The sequence below is a fragment of the Pseudomonas sp. A-RE-19 genome, from assembly GCF_019956555.1.
In the GTDB taxonomy this organism is placed as follows: Bacteria; Pseudomonadota; Gammaproteobacteria; order Pseudomonadales; family Pseudomonadaceae; genus Aquipseudomonas.
Map to the genome: position 1 here is coordinate 177,332 of NZ_JAHBDQ010000070.1, position 20,361 is coordinate 197,692.

Below are 20,361 nucleotides of genomic sequence, written 5' to 3' on the forward strand. Positions count from 1 at the left end.
ATTGTGCGGTGGAACAACTGTCCGCTCCTGGGCCAAAATCAGTCTATTTTATTGAACCAGCTGCCGGATCCCCAGAGACAAAATCAAACCGCCGCACAGTCGATCAATAGCTTTTTTCCTCCTTCGATACGCTGAAGCGATCTTAGGTTGCGAAAGAGCGATTGCGACCACTCCATACCAAGTCATCGAAACCACCACTACGACTGCCAGCATCGACAAAAACGTGCCTGGTGAAACGTGGGTAGGCGCTGCCGCTGAAAAAATAGCGGCATAGAACGCCATGGATTTTGGATTGCCAATGTTCGTAACGACCCCCTGAATGAATGACTGCCGAAAGTTTCCGACGACAGCATTGTTACAGGGAGCAAGCACGCTCTTCCCGGCCTTGAGCAGCAGTCGGCATCCAAACCACATCAGATAGGCTGCCCCCAGAACTTTTACGATCAGCGCCGCCCAAGGGAACGCAGCAAATACAACACCGATACCTGCGATTGCACAGGTGGCCCAGAACAAATTGACCAATACGATGCCTGCTACCAAGGCCAAAGCCTCTGACCGCGTAGCTGCCACCGCTTTGTGGACTACTGCAACGAAATTTGGCCCTGGAATAAGGACGCCGGCCAGGTAAACCAAAAAAACTGTCAAAACGGCGGGACCGTCGATCATGTGCATTCCTTGCGAGTATTGTGGCCAGGGACGGTCGTCAGTGAAGTCTTTCCACAACCCAAAGCCCGGACACCAGAGTCAGGTTTCGGATTGATGAGCCGCCCAGTGTTTCATCTCTTCGGCAATGAAGTGGTTCACCAGGTCGCTGTACATCTTCTCGATTGCATCCGGGCTCAGGCCCTCGGCCTCGGCCCACTCGCGACGTGTCGCCAGCATCGCCTTGAAACGTTCCGGCGCACGCACCGAAGTCGCCGAGGTCTTGAACTTCGAGGCCGCCAGCACGTAGTGAAAACGCTTGCCCAACAGCTTGATAACGGCCTGATCAAGGGCATCGATTTCGCGTCGGATATCCTCCATGCCTTCACATTCTGCGGGCTGCAACTGATTGATAACTTCCATGTAGGTGACTCCGTTTGCTGAAAAAAATCGTGGGCTTTCGAAAGAGGTATTGGTGGGTTAATCACTTTTTCGCTGATTTACCGCTGGTAGGGATGTGCAGGTACGACATCACGCTTTCAGTCAGTTCGGTTGCCAGTTTGACCGCTTCTTTATTGCGCGCCATCACGCCGGCGACCAAGCCTTCGATCAAGGCTAGCACGGCGATGTTGGAGCTGGTCAGCACCGGGTGATCGCAAGGCGCAAACAGCGTGTGCTCGGCAATGCCGGTGAGCGGCGAGGCGGGTGAGTCGGTAATGGCCAGCACCGATGCGCCACGTTCATTGGCGAAGCGTGCCAGTTGCAGGGTGTCGAGGGAGTAGCGCGGCAGGGAGATCGCCAGCAACACGTCCTGATCAGTGATCGCGGCCAGTCGGTACGCGGCATTTTCATTGCCACCCTCCATGCTGATGGCCGTGGCTTCGGCACAAAAAGGTATCAGGGTCGAGGCGGCGAGGCCGGCGAAGTAAACACTGTTGCCGAACCCCAGAATGTAGATTTTGCGTGCCGTGGTCAGGCGAGTGACGAACGCTTCAAAGGTGTCGGCGTAGTTGTTGGTCGCCGCCGTGGCCAGGTTGCTGCTGGCGCTCTGGAGTTGCTCATGCAGGCCAAACGCGCCGCCCGGGCGATGGGCAAGTTCGTTGCGCAGTTTGTCGACCGGCGACACCATCTGCTGCAACGTTGCGACCAGCTCGGCCTTCATGCCGCTGTAGCCACCGAGGTTCAGCGCTTTGGCCAAACGGTTGACGGCGGCGGGTGAAGTCAATGTTTCGTGAGCCATCTCCTCGATGGTCAGCGTCGCGGCTTTGAGCGGGTGACGCAGGATAAAGTCCGCCACCTTGCGCAGTGACGGCGGCAGTTCGGAAACGATTTCCGTCAGTTTGCGCATGACCGGCGCGGCATAGACAGTGGTGTCTTTCGATGGGGTTGGCATATCCAGCTCAACATTTCCTGAAGGTGAAAGAAGGGCTGTGCCTGATGCCCTGACAAGGTTGGCTGGAGTGTATCCGAAGCCAGCCTTCTCAGGGCAGCGCCGAGCAGTGGATGGGTGGGCGGCGCTCTTACTTCAAACTCCCGGACAGAAACTGCTGGAGGCGTTCGGACTGCGGGTTGACCAGCACCTCACGCGGGTCGCCGCGCTCTTCGACAACGCCCTTGTGCAGGAACACCAGTTGGTTCGAAACCTCGCGGGCAAAGCCCATTTCGTGAGTCACCACCACCATGGTGCGGCCTTCCTGCGCCAGATCCTGCATGACTTTAAGCACTTCGCCAACCAGTTCGGGGTCGAGCGCCGACGTCGGCTCATCAAACAGCATCACTTGCGGTTCCATCGCCAATGCGCGGGCAATTGCCACGCGCTGCTGCTCGCCGCCGGACATATGCGCCGGCCAGGCGTTCATGCGGTGGGCTACACCGACTTTTTCAAGGTAGTGCTCGGCCTTTTCCCGTGCCTCTTTCTTGCCCAGGCCCAGCACATGCACCGGGGCTTCCATGACATTGTCCAGAGCGCTCATGTGTGACCAGAGGTTGAAGTGTTGAAACACCATCGATAGCTGCGAACGCATGCGTTGCAACTGCTTGGGTTCGGCCGCCTTCAGCCCGCCAAGTTTGTTGGCCACCAGCTTGAGCGGCTCGCCATTGAGTACGATGTTGCCCGCATTGGGTTGCTCCAGCAGGTTGATGCAGCGCAGGAACGTACTTTTGCCAGAGCCGCTGGAACCGATGATGCTGGTCACGTCACCGGCTTGTGCTTGCAGGGACACGCCCTTGAGCACCTGATGCGCGCCGTAGCTCTTATGCAGGTCTTGAACTTCAAGTTTGTACATGGTTTGAACTCTCTGGAATCAGTCGCTGAGCAAGCGACCCTGGCGAATGGGGGTAGAACCGGCCACTTTGGCCAGCCACAATCCAGGCTGGGCATAGCGCAGCCGTTCGCGGGCATAGAGAATGCCGTCGGTGCTGGCGCTCACCACGCTATGGCGGTCGGTCAGCGGGTCGATGACCTCGAATAGCGGATCGCCGACCTTGACCTGCGCGCCCAGCGGTTGCAGAAAACTCACCACACCCGGATGGGGCGCACAGGCGTACTGCGCGCCAGCGAATGGCATGGCCTGGCAATGGCTCGGCGGCGCCGCTGGCCAGTCACCGCTGATCAGGCCTTGTTCGGCGAGATACCCGAGAATGGCTTGCGCACTGTCGACGCATTGCCCGCGCTCGGTGTCTGCCATGCCACGCAATTCGATGGTGGTGGCCGTGCACGCCAGGGGAATATTGGCTTCAGGAAACAGCTCGGCCAGGTGTAACCATGCAATGGCGCAGGCTTCGTCGAAGGCACTGCCGCCCGCATCTTCGGCCAATAACGTGACCCCTGCGCCGAGGCGAGCGGCCAGTGACTGCAAGCGCGGCCAATGTTGCGGCATCGCATACAACAACATGATCGATTCGAAATCGCAGTGCAGGTCCAGCACCACATCGGCGTCACAGGCATGTTGCAGCAACAAGCGACGCAGGCCGTCGAGTTCCGAGGTCGGTGCTGGCATGGCGGCGAGTGCATCGCCCATGGCGCGGCGGATGAGCGCGACGTTGGCGTCGGCATCGTCTCCCAATCGGCCTTCCAACAGTGGGGCAACGGCATCGACCAACTCCGGGAAGTCGCGATTGAAGTTCTTGCCGCTGGAGAACTCAAAGCGCCCCTGATGGGTGGCCTGGAACATCTGGGCGATACCGATCGGATTGGCCATTGGCACCAACTCGATCACCCCGGTCAGACGGCCTTGTGTTTCCAGTTCCAGAAGACGGCGCTTGAGCTCGACGGCGACGCGCATCCCCGGCAACTCGTCGGCATGCAATGACGCCTGGATGTACGCTTTGCGTGCTCCACTGCCAAAACGAAACAGTGTCAGCGTTCGTTCGGTGCCCGATGCACTCCACGGCAAGATGTATTGAATGTGCTCCATTGCAGCTCCTTAGTACTTGCGTGGTGCCAGATACGCCAGCCAACGGCGCTCGGCCAACTTGAACAGGCGCACCAGAATGAAGGTCAGGACGAGGTAGATGAGACCGGCGGTGATAAACGCCTCGAATGGTAGATAGAACCGTGAGCTGACAGTCCGCGCGGCCCCGGTGATGTCGACGAGGGTGACGATGGAGGCCAGGCTGGTGGTTTGCAGCATCATCAGCACTTCGTTGCTGTACTGCGGCAATGCCCGGCGCAAGGCCGACGGCATGAGAATGCGGCGATACAGGGTCAGGCGTGACATGCCCATGGCCTTGGCGGCTTCGATCTCGCCATGGGGGGTGGATTTCAAACTGCCGGCCAGCAACTCCGCGCTATAGGCACTGGTGTTGATCGCGAAGGCCAGGCAGGCGCAAAAGGTGGCGCTGGAGAGGTAAGGCCAGAGCACGCTTTGGCGCACGGCTTCGAACTGCGCCAGGCCGTAATAGATCAGGAACAGTTGCACCAGCATCGGCGTGCCGCGAATCACGTAGGTATAGAGCCAGGCCGGGAAGTTGATCAGCGCCGATCGCGACACGCGCATCAGCGCCAGTGGAATCGCCAATACCAGACCCAGGGCCAGGGAAATGAGCAGGACTTTTAGGGTCAACAAGGCGCCATTGAAGTACAGCGGCAGGTTTTCCCAAATCAGGTTGTAGTCGAGAATCATGGGCGGTTCCCCTCACAATTCGGCGGCTTTGATGCCGACTGAGTAGTGTTTTTCCAGAGCGCGCAGCACCAGCAAGGACAGGCTGGTGAGCATCAGATACAGCGCCGCTACGGCGAGGAAAAACGTGAATGGCTCGTGTGTGGCATCCGCTGCGTTCTTGGCTTTGAACATCATGTCCTGCAAGCCGATCACCGAGATCAGTGCGGTGGATTTGGTCAGTACCAACCAGTTGTTGGTGAACCCGGGAATGGCGAAACGAATCATCTGCGGTACCAGAATTCGCCAGAACACCTGCGCACCGCCCATGCCATAGGCCACGCCGGCCTCGGCCTGACCTTTGGGGATCGCCATGAAGGCGCCGCGAAAGGTTTCCGAGAGGTAGGCGCCAAAAATGAAGCCCATGGTGCAGACGCCGGCGATAAAGGGGTTGATGTCGATATAGCGGGTGTAACCGAGTGCCAGGGCAATGCGGTTCACCAGATCCTGGCCACCGTAGAAGATCAGCAGGATCAGCACCAGGTCTGGAATACCGCGAATCAGGGTGGTGTAACTTTCCCCGAGCATGGCCAGCCATTTGAGTGGTGACAATCGCAATGCCGCGCCGATCAGACCCAGGGCAATCGCCAGGGACATGGAAGTCAGGGCCAGATTTATGGTCAGCCAGGCGCCATCGAGAATGCTCGATCCGTAGCCGTGGAGCATGATGAAGTTCCTCAAGCGAGCGCCGCGAGGCGCGCAAGACAAGCCCCAGGGACGCCTGCAATGGGCCGTCGCCGGGTCTTGGGTCAGGGGGCAGGGGTAAGGCTTACTCGCCGTAGATATCGAACGCGAAGTACTTGGCCATCACTTGCTGGTACTTGCCATTGGCGCGAATGGCGTCAATCGCGGCACTCAGGCGCGCAACGTTGGCACTGTCGCCTTTGCGCACGGCGATCCCGGCGCCCCGGCCAAAATACTTCGGGTCGTTGATGTCGGGTCCTGTCAGTGCGAAGCCCTGGCCAGCCGGTGTTTTGATGAAGCTCTCATCGGTGTTGACGATGTCGGCGAGGGTGGCGTCCAGACGACCCGAGGCGAGATCGAGGAAGGCTTCATTTTGTGAGGAGTAGCGCACCACGACGACGCCGGCTTTTTCCAGTTGCTCGGTGGCAAAACGATCGTAAGTCGAGGAGCGCTGCACGCCGACTTTCTTACCCTTGAGGTCCACCAAAGGGTCATTGATCAGGTTGCCGGCCTTCATCGCGAACTTGCCCGGTGTGTGATAGTACTTTTTGCTGAAGTCCACGGACTTCATCCGGTCTTCTGTGATTGACATCGACGACAGCACGGCATCGATCTTGCGCACTTTGAGCGACGGGATCATGCCGTCGAACTCCTGAATGACCCACTCGCATTTGATCTTCATTTCTTCGCACAAGGCGTTGCCGATGTCGTAATCGAACCCGCTGACGTTGCCCTCTGGTGTCTTGAAGGAGAAGGGAGGGTAGGCGGCTTCGATACCGATACGCAGGCTGTCTTCGTTGGCATGTGCCAGGAAGCTGAAAGCGCATAGCGCCAGAGCACCTAGAAGTTCTGTCTTGTTCATATTGTTGACTCCTTGGAGGGCATTTGGGGGATACGGGTGCCCGCCATCCGGGTTGGCGCGGTGGATCAGTCCTGTGATCGGCGAAGCTATAAATGACACAATAAAAATCAATATGCAATGCATATGAAAAAAAACATATCAGTTCATGGCGTGGCAAAGCGCGACAGTTCCCGGTTGGTGCCGACTCTGTTGACCGGTTCTGCGGGGGACTATTGAACCGGGAATTCATCTCGTCCAAATATCCCGCTACCTTCAAAGCATTTTTTCGTTCCGTCGACTCGAGCGACCACAGCGGTCTCGCCTTGGGTGTGGCGGATTGCCGTCAAGCTCGATCAAATGGAAGAGGGCGGTCCGTGAGTTAAAGGACCAAAACCTTGGTTGTGGCTATGCGCTGGGTTGTTACTCGATCTGATCGGCTGCTTCTGGCCGATGGCTGCTGGTGGCGACCGATCGGAATTGATTGTTGCCTATCGTCAAGGATGAACCGTTTGTCAGACATACAAGCCGTACCCTGCCGCGATGATCAGCGGAGAAACCAGCAGCGTTGCCCAGAACCCCGATTTTGGAACAGCAATGACGCAAATGATCGAGATCATAAGCACATAGATGCCAACAATTTTAAGTAGCGCGAGATCGCCAACAGCTACGGCGTGAATCGATGTCTGCCCTGCGAGCATAAAAAGCGGCCCCAGCATGGTAAACCAGAGGGCAGTCCGCCGATCTTCATGCGCTTTGAATTGGTCAACGAAGCCAGAGTCTACAGCGGCGGCGAATGCTGTTTTGAACTTGATAATACCGAATGGAATATGGAAAACCCCTAGGGCGAACAGGGTCCATGCGACGATGTTTGACATGTCTTATATGCTCCGTAACGGTAAGGTTGTCTGAGAAGTGTGGTCACGGCAAATGCGACATTGCTCAGGGAGAAACGCAGCATGGGTGACGGCAAGGACTGCTGCCGGCTAATGAAGCTACCCATTTGCCATCAGCGTGTCCACCGCCCACTTTTGGCCGATTGACGCCCTGTCGCGAAGGGCAGAAGTCGGCCGATTTCTGCCCTTGGTGACCGGCAGCAATGGGTCGACTGCTGCCCCTGGGCAAAGGCAGACACCGACCCAAAACGGTCGGTCGCGGAATTGCGACCATAAGTAGATATCGTGGTACAAACAGTGCCGAGCAGAGATGGACAGCCATCCCACTGCTTAAGGGATGTTACCAACGACAAGGAGTCCGTTTATGAAGATGAACACATTAGTCCCAGAGATGATTGTCTCTGACTTAAAACGAAGCTTAGATTTTTACTGCCTGATTCTGGGCTTCCAAATTGAATACGAAAGGCCTGAAGACAAATTCACTTTCCTGTCCTTTCAAGGGAGCCAATTGATGCTGGAGCAGGATGACTTGGAAGAGTCTCCATGGCGTGTTGGCCCTCTATTATCACCCTATGGCCGAGGGATGAATCTTTCGATTCAGTGCTCTAATACCAAAGCTTTGGCTAGGGCCATCGAAGACGCTGGTATTGAATTGCGCAGACCCATTGAAGAGTGCTGGTACCGAGATAAAGAGCGCCTGCACGGAGAGCTTAATTTTTTGGTGCTTGATCCAGATGGCTATCTGTTGCGGTTCACTCAGAGCTTAGGTTTCAGAGCAGTCGAGCATCAAGCAATAGCCTGAACAAGTGATGTTGCATAGCGCGATTCTGAGCATTTCAACGACCGCTTCTGGCCGATTGCTGCCTGTCGCGAAGGGCTGTAATCGATCCAAAGAAACCATTTTCACACGCTAACCAGCGATTAACTGTGTTCAGGTTTTCCTGCACTTTTAATCCAGGTATCAAGCTCTGTAACCATTTTATTGACTTCACTGTCTTCCCGTTCCGAGGGGCGAATGATTGCGTTCCAGGCGATATCCAAACCGTCATTCAGGGCCGCCCACGCAAGTTCTCCGCGCTCAAGGCTGGGGGTCACCAAATCCCGTTGCAAGATGCTGATTCCGTAGCCTGAGCGCACCAACTCGACGATGGCTTCGATCAACTCCACCGTGATCATACGGCGCGGCAAGATGCTGGCCGGGGCGAAGAAACGGTCATATTCCCAGCCGCTGGCGCGATCGGTCGAATACGTCACCAGGTTGTAGGTCTTGAAGTCTTGCGCGTAGATATTTTTCCTTCCCGCAAGGGGATGATCGGTTGCCATGATCGCAATCAAGTCGTCCCGAAAAAGCGGCAACCTGGCGACACCGCTAGGCACCATGCCGTCATCGATGATGGACACATCGAGTCTTCCTTGCATCAGGCTCGCGTAAACGTCATTACGGGGCACGGTCACCAGTGTGATTTCGATGTCTGGCCGCAGACTTGAGTAGTGCTTGATGAATTTTGGAATCCAGCGAAACGGGCCGTAGGAGGTGACACCCATGCGTACAAACGCTGTGACGCCACCGGCCATGGACCTGGCTTCAGATTCGGCTTCATTGAGTATTGCGATGATGTCTTTGGCTGCTCGTTCCAGGCGCGCGCCAGCAGGGCTGAGCCTGAGCTTTCCTCCAGATCTTTCCGTCAGGCTTACACCCAGCCGCCGCTCGGCTTCGCGTAGGCGGTGACTGACTGCCGAGGGCGTCAACCATAAACGCTCGGCAACGGCCGTTACCGAGTCGACCTCCGACAGGGTTTGCAACATCACAAGGTGATCCAGCGTGAGTCTCATGGCGAGCGACCTGAAAATAATTCACAAAATTGCGTAAAATTATGAGCGTGACTTGTTTTTTGTGCCGATGCAATCTGAATCCAGCAGAGCCACTGGAGACCAACAAAAATGACTACCCTGCCTTTCAAACCTGCACTAACTCTGGGCGATATCATCGATCTTGAGCGTTACCCCATTACTGACCGCACCAACCCCGCTTATCTGGAACTGGTGGCTCAAAGCCAGTTACTGCTGGGAGAGGAGGGTGTCGCGATCTTCCCGGGTTTTGTTCGTGATCCATCGGTTATCAAGATGGCAGATCAGACGCTCGCCCTGCATTCGCGCATGTTTCATTTTCGGGAAAACCACACGGTTTACTTCAAACCTCAAGATGAAAGTGTTGACCCGGCACACCCGCTACGACGGTTGATGAATACGGCAAAGGACACCGTTGCCTATGCCGATATTCCGGCCGAGCACTTGATCAGGCAGATCTATCAGTCGGACGACGTTCTTGCTTTCATCAAAGATGTATTGGCTCTGGACGCGCTCTATCGCCATGCCGATCCATTAGCCGCCCTTAACTTGCAGGGCTTCACCGCAGGGCAGGAATTGGGCTGGCATTTTGATCGTTCCGACTTCAGCGTCACGCTGTCCCTCCAGGCGGCGAGCGCCGGTGGGGATTTTGAGTACGTGCGCATGCTGCGCAATGAAAACGACGATTGTTATGACGCGGTCAGGCAATTCCTCGATGACCCGAAAACACAGCAGATTGAGGTTTTGCCTCAAGTGCCCGGCACCCTGACATTGTTCCGCGGCCGCTATTCATTGCACCGGGTGACGCCGGTGGAAGGGGACCGGCTGAGGCTCAATGCGGTGTTCGCGTACGTGGACCAGCCCAATGTTGAATTCAGTGCCTATGCCCGCCAGTTGTTCTACGGGCGCACCTCCGTAGATCCAGTTTAAGTTTCGCCAATAACAATAAAAGCAATTGATTCACGTCTTCGCTTCACGTGTATGCGCACATACTTGTCCATGCTGAATCTGATGGACTCGTTTGTTCCTGTGTCGCACACAACAGTTCGCTGCCCCCAATAATAATCATTCGGAGCGTCTGATCATGAAAAACAGGAAGAGTTTGCTGGCCTCGTTGCTCACCCTTGGCTTGCTCGTTGGTAGTGCTTCAAGCCAGGCTTCAGGATGGTGTGAGTCGGGCAAGCCGGTGAAATTTGCCGGCCTGAATTGGGAGAGCGGGATGCTCCTTACCGACATTATGATGATCGTACTCAAGGAAGGTTATGGCTGTGCCACGGATCAGTTGGTGGGCAATACCATCATTCTTGAGACCGCTCTGGCCGGCAACGACATTCAGGTGTTTGGCGAAGAATGGATGGAACGCAGCGAGGTCTGGAAAAAGGCCGCGGCAGCGGGAAAGGTCGTCGGGGTTGGCGCGCCTATTGTTGGTGCGACACAGGGCTGGTATGTACCGCGGTATGTCGTTGAAGGGGATGTTAAACGTAACCGGCCGGCGCAAGCACCAGGCCTCAAGACAGTCGCTGACTTGAGCAAGTACGCGAGCGTCTTTCACGATGCGGAGGAACCTTCCAAAGGCCGCTTCTACAACTGTCCCGCTGGTTGGATTTGTGAGCAGGACAATACCGAGATGTTGAAAGAGTACGGTCTTGAAAACACCTTCACGAATTTCCGTCCAGGCACTGGTGCGGCATTGGATGCGGCTGTCCTGTCCAGCTATAAGCGTGGTGAACCGGTACTGTTCTACTACTGGTCACCGACGCCGCTGATGGGCCAGATTGACGCGATTAGACTGGAAGAAAAGACTGGAGCCAACAAAGACGTTATCACCATGGTCGGACTCTCCAAGGCTTTTCATGAACAGGCTCCTGAACTGGTCGCGGTTCTGGAGAAGGTCAACATTCCCATCGATCTGTTGAATCAAAACCTGGCGAGGATGACCCGGGAACGCATCGAATCTCCGAAGCTGGCCAGAATGTTCCTCAAGGAACACCCGGAAGTCTGGCACGCCTGGGTAGATGAAGCCGTGGCAAAAAAGATCGAAGCTTCGCTCTAACCGGTCTTGAGGGCAAGGATGCCCGCCCTTTGTAACGGCCCTCTGAACACAATCTCACTACTGATTTTTACTGCTTCTACACAGAGGCGGCTCTTCTTCGCGTCCGGGAATTACGAACATGATCAAATCACGAGCGGCCGTCGCCTTCGCGGCGAACCAGCCACTGCAAATTGTGGAAATCGATGTGGCACCGCCGCAAACCGGTGAGGTGCTGGTACGCATTGTTGCGACAGGTGTCTGTCACACCGATGCGTTTACCTTGTCTGGTGCCGATCCCGAAGGGATCTTCCCCGTCATTCTTGGCCACGAAGGCGGTGGTATTGTCGAAGCGGTAGGTGAGGGGGTGACTTCCCTGGCGGTAGGCGACCATGTGATCCCGCTCTACACCCCGGAATGTGGCGAGTGCAAATTCTGCAAATCCGGGAAGACCAACCTCTGCCAGAAAATTCGTGCGACTCAGGGCAAGGGCCTGATGCCAGATGGCACCAGTCGCTTTTCCTACAAGGGTCAGCCCATATTCCACTACATGGGCACCTCGACCTTCTCCGAGTACACCGTGCTGCCGGAAATCTCGCTGGCCAAAATTCCGAAGGACGCTCCACTCGAAAAGGTCTGTCTACTCGGCTGCGGTGTAACGACCGGCATCGGCGCGGTGCTCAACACGGCCAAGGTGGAGGAGGGTGCCAGTGTGGCGATCTTCGGTCTTGGGGGCATCGGCCTGGCGGCCATCATCGGCGCGACGATGGCCAAGGCCGGACGGATCATCGCAATCGACATCAACCCGGCCAAGTTCGACATCGCCAGGCAACTGGGCGCTACCGATTTCATCAATCCGAAGGATCATGACACGCCCATCCAGGACGTGGTTGTCGAGATGACTGAGGGGGGCGTGGATTACTCCTTCGAATGCATCGGCAACGTCAATCTCATGCGCGCAGCCCTGGAGTGCTGCCATAAAGGGTGGGGCGAGTCGGTGATTATCGGCGTCGCCGGCGCCGGTCAGGTAATCAGTACTCGACCGTTCCAGCTCGTGACCGGTCGCGTCTGGCGCGGCTCCGCTTTCGGCGGTGTAAAAGGCCGCAGCGAATTGCCCACTTATGTCGAGAAGGCCCAGACCGGCGAAATCCCGCTCAACACCTTCATCACCCACACCATGGGGCTCGAAGACATTAACAAGGCCATCGAGTTGATGCATGAAGGCAAGAGCATTCGCACCGTTATCCATTTCGATCGCTGATTGAATCGTCCTGGCGTTGAGCGTTAGACGTTTCGCGCACGGGCAAACTGCAATGTCCATCCATCTTGTTTTTAAAAAGAGAGCATCAAAATGAGCATCTTCACTCACGTCACCGTCGGTACCAACGATCTGCAAAAGGCCCGCAGTTTTTACGACAATGTGCTCGGCGCACTAGGCCAGAAACGCATCGCTGATCTGGAAGACAATGGCTCGATCTGGGGTGAGAATGCCCCGTCCTTCTTCGTGCTGAAACCGGCAAACGGCGCTCCTGCCAGCGTCGGCAACGGTGTCACGGTCAGCTTTGAAGCACCGAATCGCGCCGCAATCGACGCCTTCCACGCGGCAGCTCTGGCCTGTGGCGGCACCGACGAGGGCGCCCCCGGGCCACGGGGCTGGGCACCTGATGCTTATGCCGCCTATGCCCGGGATCTGGATGGTAACAAACTGGCTGCGTACTGTTTCAAGCCTGCCTGAGCTTTATTGGAGCTACGCATTCACTCCCACGAGCCGGTCAATCCCACATTAGGTTGTGGTCATTTCTAGAAGTTGCCAGTGACTATGTTTTAGGACTCGTGTGACAGCGGCCGGTCGTTAGCTTTTCGCCACGATCGGCCGATATTGGCCGATTTCTGGAGAGGGGCATGACCACCACGCAAAACTGACTCAAGCAACGCTATGTGCAATGTCAGATCAAAGGTTATGGGTTGTCATGAAATGAAAAATCGCTGTCGCCAAATGAAAGGCTGGCGCACGCCACGTCTATAAACTCCTCCTCAAGCTTGCGCAGCAAGCCCAGCTATTCGAACGAGACTGCGCAGAACGGAAGTTATAGTAAATCCGCGTGATCAAGCATATCTACGCATGCCTCGTCAGCTAATTGAGGGGGGCGAATAGAGAAAACGGAAATTTTCGTACGCTAAGCGCTCTGTCTGTCAGGTGAGGTCGAAGAGGTGGACGCCCGTAGCGTCAGAAAATGCAGAAATAGACCCTACTCTGACGGGAGGCGTGTAATCGACCTGACGCCTGATTGAGGTGTACTTCAACCGGACGCAGGCTAAGCCCCTTGCAGCTAACAGCCGTCTCGCTGGGCTTAACGTACAAAAATCTCCGTTTCTGCGTCCTCCCCTACTGGTGTGCTGTCGGTTGGACGGCACATTGTTACGAAAATAGCAGTAGACTGTTACATGTCATAAGCTAGCTATCTATTAGTCTGCTAGGTATATTTGAAAATTATTCATCAACTTTTAATCTGGATAATTAAGAGTTCTAACAAGCTAACAATGCTATAAGCGTTTAATATCTAACTTGCAAATATATTGCTATAAATCAATAGCGCTGACTGCGCAGTCGTCCTAATAAAGCTTGCGTTTAAAAATGCGTTCCTAAACCACATTGCTGAAGATAAAAATAAGTAATAGTTTTTGCGATTTGTTTTTTGTTATATCCATGAATCTTACAATCAAAAACCATGACTAACTTTGCAAAGATATCGCTTCAATGCCCTCAATGCTGGAAGCTCGATATAAATAATCGAATCCTGTTTGACGGCCCCAATCAAATACACTTAACAAATATTGAGAGCATAATTGTAAGGAGCATGCTCCTCAAGGAGGAGCGCGTAATCAGTAGAGCAGAGCTAATTAGTAGTATTGGGAGAGAGCCTGGCCTCTATCGTGGCCTGGAGATGAGTTTGAGTAGACTGCAAGTAAAGTTCAAGAAAAGCGCTGGAGGTAGATGTCTCTTTCGCGCAGTCAGAAATCGTGGCTACTGCCTCACTCAAACCATACATATTAATGGGGGGGCGTCGCATAGCTTCTGAGTTATGCGACGACTAATTCGGCCGTGAAACTGTCGCGCGTACTCAATTATCTGCGACATGAGATGCACAGATGTGGCATTGAGAAAGAAGGGAGGTAAATCCGATACGCTCGGTTCCCGCTCAGGACAAAAATCTGGAGTCGCAGCGAAGCACGCTGACGAGTTTAGCCTGTCACAACTGACCGAACATGGCCGCTTCTGGCCGTTATCTACCCGATGCAAAAGCGAGTTATCCCTTGGCAACGCAGCCAGCCCGATGCGCTCGGTTATCGGTCCAGCAGGGGGGCCAGCAGTGCACACATGCTGCGCCAGTGCGAACCCTCCCAGTAAACCCGTTGGCAGGCGTCGCAGCGCAGGAAGTGCGAATAGAGGGCGCCAATGCGTGGCGGCACCTGCAGCCGGGCCAGTTCCGGGCTGATCTCGTGCAGTGGCAGGTTGCAATGAAGGCACAGGCTGAATGGCCGCGCGCTACGCGCCAGGTCGAGGCGCTCATACAATTCGCGCAGCTGCAGCGAGGGTTTCAGGGCATGCACGTAACAGCCGTGGCTGATGATCCGTCGCTTGAGCAGTTCGCGGTCGCGAGTTAGTACGATGCGTCCTTGCTGCGCAGCGATCTCGGCGATTTCGCCATCCTCGAAGCCATTGTCATAGAGGGTATCGAAGCCGCTCATGCGCAGCAGGTTGGCCAGCCCGCCAAGGTGCGCATCAGCGACGAAGCGCAGCACCCGTAAAGGTTGCGCACGAACCTTTAGCAGCGGGCTGATGTCCAGCGCTTCGAACTTGGGATACACCGCCAGCCGGTCACCGTCGAAGATCACGCGCTCGAAGCCCACCGACTCGCCGTTGAGCAGCACCAGCTCGACCTCCGTGTGCGGTATCCCGAGCGCCTCGATCATGTGCTTGACCGTCGCCCCTCGCGCGCACTCGCAGGTAAAGGACTGCCGCCGACGTTCGGCCGGCAGGAAATCGTTGAGCTCCTCGTAGAAGCGGAAGGTTGCACGGGTCATGCTGAACAGTATGGCAGGGCTGCAGGATGAGCGAGTCCAGTCCGGTCATCTTCTCCGGCAGGCCCCAAACTGCGATCGTCAGAAGGGTACCTGCGTTTTTACACAATCTGGACCCAAAGCGGCCAATACCGCGTCGTCGACAGGCGACAAGGCTACGGCGGTTCGTTGTTGTCGATAGACACTCCCCCATCCGCCAGATAGCGCGTCAGCGCTACCCAGCGTTTAAGGCTGTAATTCAAGGCTTTGGCGGTTGCCGATCCGTTGGGCACAAGATCACGCTTGGCCGATATCCGGTCATGCCGAGTTTCAATGACGCAGTATCAAGGCTCGATCTGGCCATGATTGGCGCACAAAGAGCCCAGCCCGAGCAGCAGGGCCGAATGCTTGGGTTTCAGGTACGACTCGATCCGCGTCAGGGTGCAAGGCGCCAAGGCTTGCAATGCTGCAGGAAGCGGTTCCCGGACAAACAGCAGGCCCGGCGAATCGGCTACGCTGCTGACCTTCGACGCGGTGATCGAGCTGACGGGCCGACCCATGTAATAGACCAGGCGAATGTCCGCAGTTCCCAAGCTATAGGCCGGGACGTCCGGGTACGCGTCGGTGGCGGCTTTTATCTGCGCAAATCCGTCGATCCGATGGGCGAACACCCGCCCTTCAAAACCCAAGTAGAACAGCGTGTAGCCCGCCAGTACCACGGCCGGAACAACGCGCAGACTCCAGCGTAGCCAAGGGTGCCGGGCCTGGGTCAGCAGTTGGTTCCAGCGCCAGGCCAACAGCAGGGCGATGGCCGGGTAGATAGGCAACAGGTACTTGGCGTGCTTTTCGGTGAACAGCGAGAACAGCAGCAGCGGCACCAGAATGCAGCACAGCAACAGGGTCAGCTGTGGGCTCAGGCGGATGGCGTGCCAGAGTTGCCGCGGCCGCACCAGTAATATCAGCCAGAAGGGAAAGAAATCCCCACTCAGATACAACAGATAGGCGTACCAGGCTTCTGCCCCCTGGCCATGGATTTTCTTGACGATGTCTTCGTTGAAGATGGCCGACCAGACGCCCCAACCCTCCTGCATGGACACCGCCAGATACCAGGAAATCCCGATCAGCACCGCAAGCATCCAGCCCCAGCCGTCACACAGAAAAGCTCGGGCCAGACGATCGCGGCTGATCAACGCATAGACCAGTATCGGCGCGGTCACCCACAACAGGCAGACCGGCCCCTTGGTCAGCAAGGCACAGCCAAGCAGCCCGTAACTGAGCCAGACCCAGCTGCGACCGCCTTGCGCGAACAGAAAGCGCCATGCGCAAAACAGCGCCAGCAGACACAGGCCGGTCAAAGGCATTTCTATTTCTGCCCGGCGGGCAAACAGGCTGAACCCGGCATTCGCCGTCAGGAACACCACAGCCAGCAGCGCCACTTGTCGCCCGGCGAATGCACAAGCCTGGCGATACAAGGTCAGGCAACACGCTGTCGCAAACAGCGCCGAAGGCAGGCGCACGCTCCATTCGGAGAGGCTGCCCACCAGTGACGTGCTGACCAGGGCCAGCCAATAGAACAGCGGCGGTTTGGACAAGTACAGCTCGCCGTTCATGTACGGCAACAGCCATTGGCCAGCCTCATGCATTTCCCGTGTCGTAACGGCGCGCCGGGCTTCATTGACGCTCATGAACGGCAAATCTCCCAGTCCCCAGTAAAACAGCAGCAGGAGCAACACCGCCACGCCCAGGGTTGGCCAGTCCAGCTCGCGCCGCGTGACTTGCATCGGTCGGAAAACCTCTCCTTGTGTTCCCATACACTCCTGACTCCTTTCTCAATATTCACCAAACGATTTTTGTCCAGGCAGTAGCGTCGGCGAAGCCCAAGGTCGCAAGGTGTGATTAGCGTACGCTGGTGTACGGATCCTGCCCGCTGAGCCGTGCCGACTGGATCAAACTCATGATCGCCGCCGTCCATTTACCACTGCGCAACGAGCCTGCCAAGAGCCCGTTCTTGACCGGTGACTGGATCAACGTTTCGCAGCCATCACAGACCCACTCGCCACGGACATGACGTTCAACGGTAAAGACACCGGGCGTGTGGGGATCAGCGTGCGTGGAAACTCTGCCAGCAAGGTGATGCGCTTGGGCTTTTGCAGCCTGCGTTGCTAGCGTGAGGTTTTGACCGTCATGACTTCGGTGTAAATGGCGTTGATCGTCTGACCAACCTGGAGCTTCTTCATTCGGGTCTGGAGTTGGGGGTCCTCGACCTTCAGGACAGTCACTTTTCCTTCTGGAGGAAGCAGGGTCACTTCATGCTTTTTCAAGTCAATGTGAGTGATCTTCGAAGTGACCTTGACCCGGCGAACCGCCTCACCGCCCGGATTAGGATTGTCCTTGGTGGCGCGGATGGTCATTGATTCGTTGCTGACGCCTGGCGCGCCGTCGACATTGGTGTCAAGCACGTAGGCGATTGAGCGAATAACGTGGATATCGACCTTGTCGCCGACTTTCAGGTTGTGCAGGGCCTTGGCTTTGTCCGTGAGTTGGATGGGCACCGGGTTTTTGTTGGCGTCTTCTACGGTGACCTGATAGTTCGCCGGATCGACGGCCAGCACCCGCGTAATGATGTGACCTTCCATGGCATCGCTACCCAACGGCACATCGGCGGCATGGGCCGTAAAGGCGGCACTGGACATGATTGAGGCAAGGGCAACAACGTAGGCAAGGGAGCGGATCGGTTTCATAAGCCTGCTTTCCATATGATGGCTGAGAGAACAGTGCGATGGCTCTCGGGTCAGAGCGCTTTTGCGCATACGGCAAAGCATAGCCATTGATTGCCGATATGCCCGATCACAGTGTCAGTTGACGTGGCTCGGGTCTTGCCTCAGGTCTGTTTCGATCCGCAGGGAGCTGTAAATGCTGGCCCCATCGCTGTTCGGCGTGGGGCCAAGCCATTGCGGTTCAACCACTGGGGGATCGATGCCCATGAATCGCGTAGAATTTCCAAAATGCCAGTCCCCACCCGAGACGGAAACTCAATGCAAACCCCCACCCGATCCCGCCGCCTCTGGCAAACCTACCTCCTGTTTCTTGCCCCCATGGTCCTCTCCAACTTCCTCCAATCCATGTCGGGCACGATCAACAGCATCTACATCGGCCAAATGCTCGGCACTCAAGCCTTGGCCGCCGTATCAGGCATGTTCCCCGTGGTGTTTTTCTTCATCGCCCTGGTCATCGGCCTCGGCGCGGGCGCCGGGGTGTTGATCGGTCAAGCCTGGGGCGCTCGCGAGCCGCATTTGGTGAAGGCCATTGCCGGTTCGACGTTGCTGTTGGGGGCGATGATCGGGTTGGTGGCGGCGGTGTTGGGCAGTGTGTTTGCCCGGTCGGCGTTGCAGGGTTTGGGCACACCCGTGGATGTGCTGGACGATGCGGTGGCGTATGCGCATGTGATGATGTGGATCTTGCCGTCGCTGTTGGTGTTTGTGTTGTTCACGCAGTTACTGCGTGGGGTGAGCGATACGGTGTCGCCGTTGTTGGCGCTGGTGGTGTCGATGTGTGTCGGGCTGACGCTGACACCGGCGTTGATTCTCGGGTGGTTGGGGTTGCCGCCGATGGGGATTCAGAGTGCGGCGTGGGCGGGGTTGGCGGGTAACTTGTCGGCGATGGGGTGGCTGGCGTGGCGATTGATTCGCAAGGGGCATCCGTTGGCGCCGGATCGGGAGATGTTTGCGGCGATGCGGCTGGATCTGGAGATCCTCGGCAAGGTGTTGCGCATCGGGCTGCCGACCGGGTTGCAGATGGTGGTGCTGTCGTTGTCGGAGCTGGTCATTCTGGCGCTGGTGAACCAGCACGGTTCCCAGGCGACGGCGGCATACGGGGCGGTGACGCAGATCGTCAATTACGTGCAGTTCCCGGCGCTGTCGATTGCGATCACGGCGTCGATCCTCGGCGCGCAGGCGATCGGGGCCGGGCGCATCGAGCGCATGGGGCCGATTCTGCGCACGGGGTTGTTGATCAACGTGTGCCTGACCGGTGGCCTGGTGGTGTTGGGTTACCTGCTGTCGCACTGGTTGCTGGGGTTGTTCCTCACGGATGATTCCACACGGGCGATGGCTGAACACCTGTTGCACATCATGCTCTGGAGCCTGTTGGTGTTTGGCTTTCAGGCGATTGTCGGCGGCATCATGCGCGCCAGCGGCACGGTGTTGGTGCCGGTGGCGGTTTCGATCGTTTGCGTGGTCGGGGTGCAGTTGCCGGTGGCGTATCTGCTGGATGCGCGCTTCGGGCTGCAAGGGGTGTGGATGGCGTTCCCGGTGGCATACCTGGGCATGCTGATGCTGCAGACGCTGTATTACAAAATGGTCTGGCAGCATCAGAAGATTGAGCGGTTGGTGTAGGGCCTCGTTTGAGTATCAAGCGCTGCTCTTGAGCCAGATTTCGAAGCGCGTCGGCCCGATGATGGGGTGCTCTCCCGGCGTGAGCGAATGATCATCGATCGGTGCCCCAAAGTAGGGGACGGTGTCGTCCGGTTGGGCCTGACGCGGGTCGTTGGTGTGTTGCAAAAACAAGCGCACGAACTCCACCAGCGGCCAGCGCTCAGGCCCGGCCACTTCCAGGGTCTGATTGCTCGGCGCTTGCACGGCGACTTTCGCCAGTGCCGTCGCGACATCGGCTGCGGCAATCGGTTGCAGCTCGGCGGAAGTCAAACGCACGGTGTCGCCTTCCTGCACGCCCGAGTGCGAAATCGCCCCGATGAATTCGAAGAACTGCGTGGCCCGCAGGATGGTGTAGGGGATGTCCGAGCTCTTGATGAGGGTTTCCTGCGCCATTTTTGCCCGGAAGTAACCGCTGTCGAGCATGCGCTCGGTGCCCACCACTGACAGGGCGACATGGTGTTTGATGCCGGCGGTTTTCTCGGCGGCGAGCAGGTTGCGCCCACTGGTTTCGAAGAAGTCGAGCACGGCAGCGTCTTCGAAGGAGGGCGAGTTGGTCACGTCGACCACCACGTCGGCGCCTTGCAAGGCGGTTTGCAATCCTTCGCCGGTGAGGGCGTTGACGCCGGTGCTCGGTGATGCGGCCAGGGTTTCATGCCCCAGGTCTTGCAGGTTTTTGCAGAGCTGCCTGCCGATCAGCCCGGTACCGCCAATAACGACGATTTTCATGACCCGTCTCCCGATGCGTGCGCAGTGGCGTTGCGAGGTGTCA

The 20,361-nt window shown here is 56.9% G+C and carries 20 protein-coding genes and 1 pseudogene; 6 read left to right on the top strand and 15 right to left on the bottom strand.

Going from position 1 to position 20,361, the window contains the following annotated elements:
• Positions 1 to 48: 48 nt before the first annotated feature.
• From KGB14_RS26315 to KGB14_RS26355, 9 genes are all read right to left on the bottom strand, one after another.
• A complete protein-coding gene (locus KGB14_RS26315) occupies positions 49 to 666 on the bottom strand; it encodes a LysE family translocator (protein WP_223490104.1) in 618 nt (205 codons plus the stop codon).
• 78 nt (positions 667 to 744) lie between these two features.
• Positions 745 to 1,065 (bottom strand): isochorismate lyase, encoded by a 321-nt coding sequence (locus KGB14_RS26320; protein WP_223490106.1) that lies wholly within the window; start codon positions 1,063 to 1,065, stop codon positions 745 to 747.
• Positions 1,066 to 1,126: 61 nt separating this feature from the next.
• Positions 1,127 to 2,035 carry a MurR/RpiR family transcriptional regulator gene (locus KGB14_RS26325; protein ID WP_223490108.1) on the bottom strand — a complete coding sequence of 303 codons (909 nt, stop codon included), beginning with the start codon at positions 2,033 to 2,035 and terminating at the stop codon, positions 1,127 to 1,129.
• Between the two features lie 127 nt (positions 2,036 to 2,162).
• Positions 2,163 to 2,927 (bottom strand): ABC transporter ATP-binding protein, encoded by a 765-nt coding sequence (locus KGB14_RS26330; protein WP_223490110.1) that lies wholly within the window; start codon positions 2,925 to 2,927, stop codon positions 2,163 to 2,165.
• A gap of 18 nt (positions 2,928 to 2,945) precedes the next feature.
• A complete protein-coding gene (locus tag KGB14_RS26335; protein WP_223490112.1) occupies positions 2,946 to 4,058 on the bottom strand; it encodes a succinylglutamate desuccinylase/aspartoacylase family protein in 1,113 nt (370 codons plus the stop codon).
• Positions 4,059 to 4,067: 9 nt separating this feature from the next.
• Positions 4,068 to 4,766: an ABC transporter permease gene (locus KGB14_RS26340; RefSeq protein WP_223490114.1), complete on the bottom strand. Its 699-nt coding sequence runs from the start codon at positions 4,764 to 4,766 to the stop codon at positions 4,068 to 4,070.
• A 12-nt stretch (positions 4,767 to 4,778) separates the two neighbouring features.
• Positions 4,779 to 5,468: an ABC transporter permease gene (locus tag KGB14_RS26345; RefSeq protein ID WP_223490116.1), complete on the bottom strand. Its 690-nt coding sequence runs from the start codon at positions 5,466 to 5,468 to the stop codon at positions 4,779 to 4,781.
• Positions 5,469 to 5,571: 103 nt separating this feature from the next.
• Complete coding sequence (locus KGB14_RS26350) at positions 5,572 to 6,348, bottom strand: ABC transporter substrate-binding protein (RefSeq protein ID WP_223490118.1); 777 nt, start codon at positions 6,346 to 6,348, stop codon at positions 5,572 to 5,574.
• 491 nt (positions 6,349 to 6,839) lie between these two features.
• On the bottom strand, positions 6,840 to 7,202 hold the full coding sequence (locus KGB14_RS26355) for a DUF6463 family protein (RefSeq protein ID WP_223488756.1): 363 nt from the start codon (positions 7,200 to 7,202) through the stop codon (positions 6,840 to 6,842).
• A 382-nt stretch (positions 7,203 to 7,584) separates the two neighbouring features.
• On the opposite strand from KGB14_RS26355, the gene KGB14_RS26360 reads away from it, so the two are divergent.
• The gene (locus KGB14_RS26360) at positions 7,585 to 8,022 is read left to right on the top strand and encodes a bleomycin resistance protein (protein ID WP_223490120.1); all 438 of its coding nucleotides are present in this window, start codon (positions 7,585 to 7,587) and stop codon (positions 8,020 to 8,022) included.
• 119 nt (positions 8,023 to 8,141) lie between these two features.
• Here the strand turns inward: KGB14_RS26360 and KGB14_RS26365 are convergent, their stop codons facing one another.
• Positions 8,142 to 9,053, bottom strand: coding sequence for a LysR family transcriptional regulator (locus tag KGB14_RS26365; protein ID WP_223490122.1), 912 nt, complete (start codon positions 9,051 to 9,053; stop codon positions 8,142 to 8,144).
• 108 nt (positions 9,054 to 9,161) lie between these two features.
• Between KGB14_RS26365 and KGB14_RS26370 the strand changes: the two genes are divergently transcribed.
• The 4 genes from KGB14_RS26370 (at position 9,162) to KGB14_RS26385 (ending at position 12,832) form a co-directional block, all read left to right on the top strand.
• A complete protein-coding gene (locus tag KGB14_RS26370; protein WP_223490124.1) occupies positions 9,162 to 9,998 on the top strand; it encodes a hypothetical protein in 837 nt (278 codons plus the stop codon).
• Between the two features lie 154 nt (positions 9,999 to 10,152).
• A complete protein-coding gene (locus KGB14_RS26375; protein WP_223490127.1) occupies positions 10,153 to 11,121 on the top strand; it encodes an ABC transporter substrate-binding protein in 969 nt (322 codons plus the stop codon).
• Between the two features lie 118 nt (positions 11,122 to 11,239).
• Positions 11,240 to 12,358: an S-(hydroxymethyl)glutathione dehydrogenase/class III alcohol dehydrogenase gene (locus KGB14_RS26380; RefSeq protein ID WP_223490129.1), complete on the top strand. Its 1,119-nt coding sequence runs from the start codon at positions 11,240 to 11,242 to the stop codon at positions 12,356 to 12,358.
• A gap of 90 nt (positions 12,359 to 12,448) precedes the next feature.
• Positions 12,449 to 12,832, top strand: a complete 384-nt coding sequence (locus KGB14_RS26385) for a VOC family protein (protein ID WP_223490132.1) — start codon at positions 12,449 to 12,451, stop codon at positions 12,830 to 12,832.
• Positions 12,833 to 14,442: 1,610 nt separating this feature from the next.
• Here KGB14_RS26385 and KGB14_RS26395 read toward each other — a convergent pair.
• The 4 genes and pseudogenes from KGB14_RS26395 to KGB14_RS26410 all read right to left on the bottom strand — a co-directional run bounded on the left by KGB14_RS26395 (position 14,443) and on the right by KGB14_RS26410 (position 17,900).
• Complete coding sequence (locus KGB14_RS26395) at positions 14,443 to 15,183, bottom strand: Mut7-C ubiquitin/RNAse domain-containing protein (RefSeq protein WP_223490134.1); 741 nt, start codon at positions 15,181 to 15,183, stop codon at positions 14,443 to 14,445.
• 164 nt (positions 15,184 to 15,347) lie between these two features.
• Positions 15,348 to 15,482, bottom strand: a pseudogene (locus KGB14_RS26400) (IS66 family transposase); the annotation flags it as partial.
• Positions 15,483 to 15,503: 21 nt separating this feature from the next.
• Complete coding sequence (locus KGB14_RS26405; protein ID WP_223490136.1) at positions 15,504 to 16,970, bottom strand: ArnT family glycosyltransferase; 1,467 nt, start codon at positions 16,968 to 16,970, stop codon at positions 15,504 to 15,506.
• A 351-nt stretch (positions 16,971 to 17,321) separates the two neighbouring features.
• Positions 17,322 to 17,900 (bottom strand): hypothetical protein, encoded by a 579-nt coding sequence (locus tag KGB14_RS26410; protein WP_223490138.1) that lies wholly within the window; start codon positions 17,898 to 17,900, stop codon positions 17,322 to 17,324.
• Positions 17,901 to 18,194: 294 nt separating this feature from the next.
• On the opposite strand from KGB14_RS26410, the gene KGB14_RS26415 reads away from it, so the two are divergent.
• Entirely contained in the window at positions 18,195 to 19,553 is a 1,359-nt protein-coding gene (locus KGB14_RS26415; protein ID WP_223490141.1) for an MATE family efflux transporter, read from the top strand.
• A 15-nt stretch (positions 19,554 to 19,568) separates the two neighbouring features.
• Here the strand turns inward: KGB14_RS26415 and KGB14_RS26420 are convergent, their stop codons facing one another.
• Positions 19,569 to 20,318 carry an SDR family oxidoreductase gene (locus KGB14_RS26420; protein WP_223490144.1) on the bottom strand — a complete coding sequence of 250 codons (750 nt, stop codon included), beginning with the start codon at positions 20,316 to 20,318 and terminating at the stop codon, positions 19,569 to 19,571.
• Positions 20,319 to 20,361: the final 43 nt, after the last annotated feature.

What these genes read in the sequence shown, in the direction of transcription:
- KGB14_RS26315 (WP_223490104.1), bottom strand. Translation starts at nt 666, where the DNA reads ATGATCGACGGTCCCGCCGTTTTGACAGTTTTTTTGGTTTACCTGGCC.
- KGB14_RS26320 (WP_223490106.1), bottom strand. Translation starts at nt 1,065, where the DNA reads ATGGAAGTTATCAATCAGTTGCAGCCCGCAGAATGTGAAGGCATGGAG.
- KGB14_RS26325 (WP_223490108.1), bottom strand. Translation starts at nt 2,035, where the DNA reads ATGCCAACCCCATCGAAAGACACCACTGTCTATGCCGCGCCGGTCATG.
- KGB14_RS26330 (WP_223490110.1), bottom strand. Translation starts at nt 2,927, where the DNA reads ATGTACAAACTTGAAGTTCAAGACCTGCATAAGAGCTACGGCGCGCAT.
- KGB14_RS26335 (WP_223490112.1), bottom strand. Translation starts at nt 4,058, where the DNA reads ATGGAGCACATTCAATACATCTTGCCGTGGAGTGCATCGGGCACCGAA.
- KGB14_RS26340 (WP_223490114.1), bottom strand. Translation starts at nt 4,766, where the DNA reads ATGATTCTCGACTACAACCTGATTTGGGAAAACCTGCCGCTGTACTTC.
- KGB14_RS26345 (WP_223490116.1), bottom strand. Translation starts at nt 5,468, where the DNA reads ATGCTCCACGGCTACGGATCGAGCATTCTCGATGGCGCCTGGCTGACC.
- KGB14_RS26350 (WP_223490118.1), bottom strand. Translation starts at nt 6,348, where the DNA reads ATGAACAAGACAGAACTTCTAGGTGCTCTGGCGCTATGCGCTTTCAGC.
- KGB14_RS26355 (WP_223488756.1), bottom strand. Translation starts at nt 7,202, where the DNA reads ATGTCAAACATCGTCGCATGGACCCTGTTCGCCCTAGGGGTTTTCCAT.
- KGB14_RS26360 (WP_223490120.1), top strand. Translation starts at nt 7,585, where the DNA reads ATGAAGATGAACACATTAGTCCCAGAGATGATTGTCTCTGACTTAAAA.
- KGB14_RS26365 (WP_223490122.1), bottom strand. Translation starts at nt 9,053, where the DNA reads ATGAGACTCACGCTGGATCACCTTGTGATGTTGCAAACCCTGTCGGAG.
- KGB14_RS26370 (WP_223490124.1), top strand. Translation starts at nt 9,162, where the DNA reads ATGACTACCCTGCCTTTCAAACCTGCACTAACTCTGGGCGATATCATC.
- KGB14_RS26375 (WP_223490127.1), top strand. Translation starts at nt 10,153, where the DNA reads ATGAAAAACAGGAAGAGTTTGCTGGCCTCGTTGCTCACCCTTGGCTTG.
- KGB14_RS26380 (WP_223490129.1), top strand. Translation starts at nt 11,240, where the DNA reads ATGATCAAATCACGAGCGGCCGTCGCCTTCGCGGCGAACCAGCCACTG.
- KGB14_RS26385 (WP_223490132.1), top strand. Translation starts at nt 12,449, where the DNA reads ATGAGCATCTTCACTCACGTCACCGTCGGTACCAACGATCTGCAAAAG.
- KGB14_RS26395 (WP_223490134.1), bottom strand. Translation starts at nt 15,183, where the DNA reads ATGACCCGTGCAACCTTCCGCTTCTACGAGGAGCTCAACGATTTCCTG.
- KGB14_RS26405 (WP_223490136.1), bottom strand. Translation starts at nt 16,970, where the DNA reads ATGGGAACACAAGGAGAGGTTTTCCGACCGATGCAAGTCACGCGGCGC.
- KGB14_RS26410 (WP_223490138.1), bottom strand. Translation starts at nt 17,900, where the DNA reads ATGAAACCGATCCGCTCCCTTGCCTACGTTGTTGCCCTTGCCTCAATC.
- KGB14_RS26415 (WP_223490141.1), top strand. Translation starts at nt 18,195, where the DNA reads ATGCAAACCCCCACCCGATCCCGCCGCCTCTGGCAAACCTACCTCCTG.
- KGB14_RS26420 (WP_223490144.1), bottom strand. Translation starts at nt 20,318, where the DNA reads ATGAAAATCGTCGTTATTGGCGGTACCGGGCTGATCGGCAGGCAGCTC.